The sequence below is a fragment of the Arthrobacter cryoconiti genome (assembly GCF_020905375.1).
GTDB classification, from domain to species: Bacteria; Actinomycetota; Actinomycetes; order Actinomycetales; family Micrococcaceae; genus Specibacter; species Specibacter cryoconiti.
This window is the reverse complement of the sequence record NZ_JAJJBU010000045.1, coordinates 1-5628: the sequence shown is the minus strand read 5'-3', so window position 1 is coordinate 5628 and position 5628 is coordinate 1. Positions and strand designations below refer to the sequence as shown.

At 52.7% G+C, this 5628-nt stretch carries 2 rRNA genes; both read right to left on the bottom strand.

What is annotated here, in order from left to right:
* Nucleotides 1-225: 225 nt before the first annotated feature.
* Nucleotides 226-3388: ribosomal RNA gene (locus LOH53_RS16635) — 23S ribosomal RNA — on the bottom strand.
* A gap of 523 nt (nt 3389-3911) precedes the next feature.
* Nucleotides 3912-5445: ribosomal RNA gene (locus LOH53_RS16630) — 16S ribosomal RNA — on the bottom strand.
* The 16S and 23S rRNA genes sit together here, the layout of an rRNA operon.
* Nucleotides 5446-5628 lie beyond the last annotated feature (183 nt).

Below are 5628 nucleotides of genomic sequence, written 5' to 3'. Positions count from 1 at the left end.
GGGGTGTGGGGGAATTCTGTGTTGGTGTTCTTTGTGGAACAACAGTATTTAATTATACACACCTTCTTGTTACCGTGAATAAACCCCCGTTTAAGGGGTCTCTACAGGGTGGTGGTGTGGTGTTTTTTCCCGGGTTGAGCAACGTCTGCCTCTTATGTGAGGGTTTTGTTGTTTGGGAACCACATAGTGAACGCGAGCGTACTTCAATTATTTAGAAGTGTTTGTGTAGTGTAAGTTATCGGCCTATTAGTACCGGTCAGCTTCACGAGTCTTTAGTCCTCGCTTCCACGTCCGGCCTATCAACCCAGTGGTCTAGCTGGGGGCCTCTCACACTTTTACGTGTATGGAAATCTCATCTCGAAGCGAGCTTCCCGCTTAGATGCTTTCAGCGGTTATCCCATCCGAACGTAGCTAATCAGCGATGCACTTGGCAGTACAACTGACACACCAGAGGTTCGTCCGTCCCGGTCCTCTCGTACTAAGGACAGCCCTTCTCAAATTTCCTGCGCGCGCAGCGGATAGGGACCGAACTGTCTCACGACGTTCTAAACCCAGCTCGCGTACCGCTTTAATGGGCGAACAGCCCAACCCTTGGGACCTACTCCAGCCCCAGGATGCGACGAGCCGACATCGAGGTGCCAAACCATGCCGTCGATATGGACTCTTGGGCAAGATCAGCCTGTTATCCCCGAGGTACCTTTTATCCGTTGAGCGACGGCCATTCCACAATGTGCCGCCGGATCACTAGTCCCGACTTTCGTCCCTGCTCGAGGTGTCCCTCTCACAGTCAAGCTCCCTTGTGCACTTACACTCGAAACCTGATTGCCAACCAGGCTGAGGGAACCTTTGGGCGCCTCCGTTACTCTTTAGGAGGCAACCGCCCCAGTTAAACTACCCATCAGGCACTGTCCCTGACCCGGATTACGGGCCGAAGTTAGATGTCCAAAGTGACCAGAGTGGTATTTCAACGATGACTCCACCACAACTAGCGTTGTGCCTTCACAGTCTCCCACCTATCCTACACAAGCCACTCCGAACACCAATACCAAACTATAGTAAAGGTCTCGGGGTCTTTCCGTCCTGCTGCGCGTAACGAGCATCTTTACTCGTACTGCAATTTCGCCGAGTTTATGGTTGAGACAGCGGGGAAGTCGTTACTCCATTCGTGCAGGTCGGAACTTACCCGACAAGGAATTTCGCTACCTTAGGATGGTTATAGTTACCACCGCCGTTTACTGGGGCTTAAATTCTCAGCTTCGCGTACAAGTACGCTAACCGGTCCTCTTAACCTTCCAGCACCGGGCAGGAGTCAGTCCGTATACATCGTCTTGCGACTTCGCACGGACCTGTGTTTTTAGTAAACAGTCGCTTCCCCCTGGTCTCTGCGGCCCACACACGCTCACGGACAGCAAGTGTCCTTCACATGGCAGGCCCCCCTTCTCCCGAAGTTACGGGGGCATTTTGCCGAGTTCCTTAACCATAATTCTCTCGATCGCCTTAGTATTCTCTACCTGATCACCTGTGTCGGTTTGGGGTACGGGCAGTTGGAACCTCACGTCGATGCTTTTCTAGGCAGCATAGGATCACCGAATTCCCCCAAACGGGGGTCCCATCAGATCTCAGAATCGTCAATCAAATGACAACACAACGGATTTGCCTATCGTGTTTCCTACGTCCTTAGACCGGGACTACCATCGCCCGGCTCGGCTACCTTCCTGCGTCACACCTGTTAATACGCTTACCTCCCCAGTTCAGGTCCCACGCTCCCCACACATCCCTGGCCCGAAGGCACGCAAATGATGGTTCAGATGGTTAGTATCACTGGTTCAATATGGGCGGTTCTTCACCGGTACGGGAATATCAACCCGTTGTCCATCGACTACGCCTGTCGGCCTCGCCTTAGGTCCCGACTTACCCAGGGCAGATTAGCTTGACCCTGGAACCCTTGATCATTCGGCGGACGGGTTTCTCACCCGTCTTTCGCTACTCATGCCTGCATTCTCACTCGTGTAGGCTCCACCACTAGTTCACACTGCAGCTTCAATGCCCACACGACGCTCCCCTACCACTCCAAACCCCTGAACCAGCAAGCTGGTTAGGGCAATGTTTGAAATCCACAACTTCGGCGGTGTACTTGAGCCCCGCTACATTGTCGGCGCGGGATCACTTGACCAGTGAGCTATTACGCACTCTTTTAAGGATGGCTGCTTCTAAGCCAACCTCCTGGTTGTCTAAGCAATCCCACATCCTTTCCCACTTAGCACACGCTTAGGGGCCTTAGTTGGTGGTCTGGGCTGTTTCCCTCTCGACTATGAAGCTTATCCCCCACAGTCTCACTGCTACGCTCTCACTTACCGGCATTCGGAGTTTGGCTGACGTCAGTAACCTTGTAGGGCCCATTAGCCATCCAGTAGCTCTACCTCCAGTAAGAAACACGCAACGCTGCACCTAAATGCATTTCGGGGAGAACCAGCTATCACGAAGTTTGATTGGCCTTTCACCCCTACCCACAGCTCATCCCCTCCATTTTCAACTGAAGTGGGTTCGGTCCTCCACGCGCTCTTACACACGCTTCAACCTGGCCATGGGTAGATCACTTCGCTTCGGGTCTAGATCACGCCACTGCAACGCCCTATTCAGACTCGCTTTCGCTACGGCTTCCCCACACGGGTTAACCTCGCGACGTAACACTAACTCGCAGGCTCATTCTTCAAAAGGCACGCCATCACAAGAACAACTACACCAAAGTGCACGCTTGCTCTGACGGATTGTAAGCACACGGTTTCAGGTACTATTTCACTCCCCTCCCGGGGTACTTTTCACCTTTCCCTCACGGTACTTGTCCGCTATCGGTCATTAGGTAGTATTTAGGCTTATCAGGTGGTCCTGACAGATTCACACGGGATTTCTCGGGCCCCGTGCTACTTGGGATACTCACCAGGGAGTGCACTGCATTTCAGTTACGGGACTCTCACCCTCTACGGTCGGCCATTCAAAACCGTTCACCTATACATGCACCATTCCCCTCACTGAACCGGCAGATCCAGAACGGTAAATCCCACAACCCCGACCATGCAACGCCCGCCGGCTATCACACATGGCACGGTTTAGCCTGTTCCGCGTTCGCTCGCCACTACTAACGGAATCACTTTTGTTTTCTCTTCCTGTGGGTACTGAGATGTTTCACTTCCCCACGTTCCCTCCACACACCCTATATATTCAGGTGCAGGTCACCACCTAGCCTTACGACCGGTGGCGGGGTTCCCCCATTCGGACACCCTCGGATCAAAGTTTGGTTATCAACTCCCCGAGGCTTATCGCAGATTCCTACGTCCTTCTTCGGCTCCTAATGCCAAGGCATCCACCGTGTGCCCTTAAAAACTTGACTACACAAACTAGTCAACAAAAACATTTATCGAGAGAACCATGAAAACCAACACCAACAACCCCCAAAAGGGCCACCAATATCAGATCCAGGTTCAAATTATCTCAAAAGAAATTGCTTCTTCTATAAAGATGCTCGCGTTCACTATGTAGTTCTCAAACAACAACCCCACCACACACACCCACCCCACCACACACACCACAAAGGACGCGCGCTAACAGCAGAAGAGAATGTCATGCCCAGGAAAACCAGAAACAAACAACAAAAAATTGTTGTTGTCCCAGGACCCAACAGTGTGCCAAACACCACCCACCACCACGAAACATCCCTTCATAGCTCTTTCCCCACAACCACACGTGGCTGTCGTACTCAAACTAGAACGCTTCGTGCCAACAGGCACCTATTTCATTGATATTCCACCCTTGAGCAACTCACCCAGAAACATACGTTCTGGCAGTAAGTCTTTACTCCTCACACCACCAACACACCCCATGCGGGATGCCTCGTAGCGTTTGGTGCTCCTTAGAAAGGAGGTGATCCAGCCGCACCTTCCGGTACGGCTACCTTGTTACGACTTAGTCCCAATCGCCAGTCCCACCTTCGACCACTCCCTCCCTTACGGGTTGGGCCATGGGCTTCGGGTGTTACCAACTTTCGTGACTTGACGGGCGGTGTGTACAAGGCCCGGGAACGTATTCACCGCAGCGTTGCTGATCTGCGATTACTAGCGACTCCGACTTCATGGGGTCGAGTTGCAGACCCCAATCCGAACTGAGACCGGCTTTTTGGGATTAGCTCCACCTCACAGTATCGCAACCCATTGTACCGGCCATTGTAGCATGCGTGAAGCCCAAGACATAAGGGGCATGATGATTTGACGTCGTCCTCACCTTCCTCCGAGTTGACCCCGGCAGTCTCCTATGAGTCCCCACCATAACGTGCTGGCAACATAGAACGAGGGTTGCGCTCGTTGCGGGACTTAACCCAACATCTCACGACACGAGCTGACGACAACCATGCACCACCTGTAAACCGACCGCAAGCGGGGCACTTGTTTCCAAGTGTTTCCAGTTCATGTCAAGCCTTGGTAAGGTTCTTCGCGTTGCATCGAATTAATCCGCATGCTCCGCCGCTTGTGCGGGCCCCCGTCAATTCCTTTGAGTTTTAGCCTTGCGGCCGTACTCCCCAGGCGGGGCACTTAATGCGTTAGCTACGGCGCGGAAAACGTGGAATGTCCCCCACACCTAGTGCCCAACGTTTACGGCATGGACTACCAGGGTATCTAATCCTGTTCGCTCCCCATGCTTTCGCTCCTCAGCGTCAGTTAATGCCCAGAGACCTGCCTTCGCCATCGGTGTTCCTCCTGATATCTGCGCATTTCACCGCTACACCAGGAATTCCAGTCTCCCCTACATCACTCTAGTCTGCCCGTACCCACCGCAGATCCGGAGTTGAGCCCCGGACTTTCACGGCAGACGCGACAAACCGCCTACGAGCTCTTTACGCCCAATAATTCCGGATAACGCTTGCGCCCTACGTATTACCGCGGCTGCTGGCACGTAGTTAGCCGGCGCTTCTTCTGCAAGTACCCTCAACCACCACAAGTGATGGCCTTGTTCCCTACTGAAAGAGGTTTACAACCCGAAGGCCGTCATCCCTCACGCGGCGTCGCTGCATCAGGCTTTCGCCCATTGTGCAATATTCCCCACTGCTGCCTCCCGTAGGAGTCTGGGCCGTGTCTCAGTCCCAGTGTGGCCGGTCACCCTCTCAGGCCGGCTACCCGTCGTCGCCTTGGTAAGCCATTACCTCACCAACAAGCTGATAGGCCGCGAGTCCATCCAAAACCAATAAATCTTTCAACAACACCCCATGCGAGGCAAAGTCAATATCCAGTATTAGACCCAGTTTCCCAGGCTTATCCCAGAGTTAAGGGCAGGTTACTCACGTGTTACTCACCCGTTCGCCACTAATCCCCCCACAAGTGAGGTTCATCGTTCGACTTGCATGTGTTAAGCACGCCGCCAGCGTTCATCCTGAGCCAGGATCAAACTCTCCGTTAATAAAACAAACAGACACACACCCACACACCGGAAAAAGGTAATGAAGACATGCACTAAATTCGAAACCAGCTAAACAACCATTCATCACCACAGGGGCGGCAACAAACAGTCAAATAACCAATTCAATTACAATAAATTGGTATCAATAAAACTTGGCACACTATTGAGTTCTCAAACAACAAC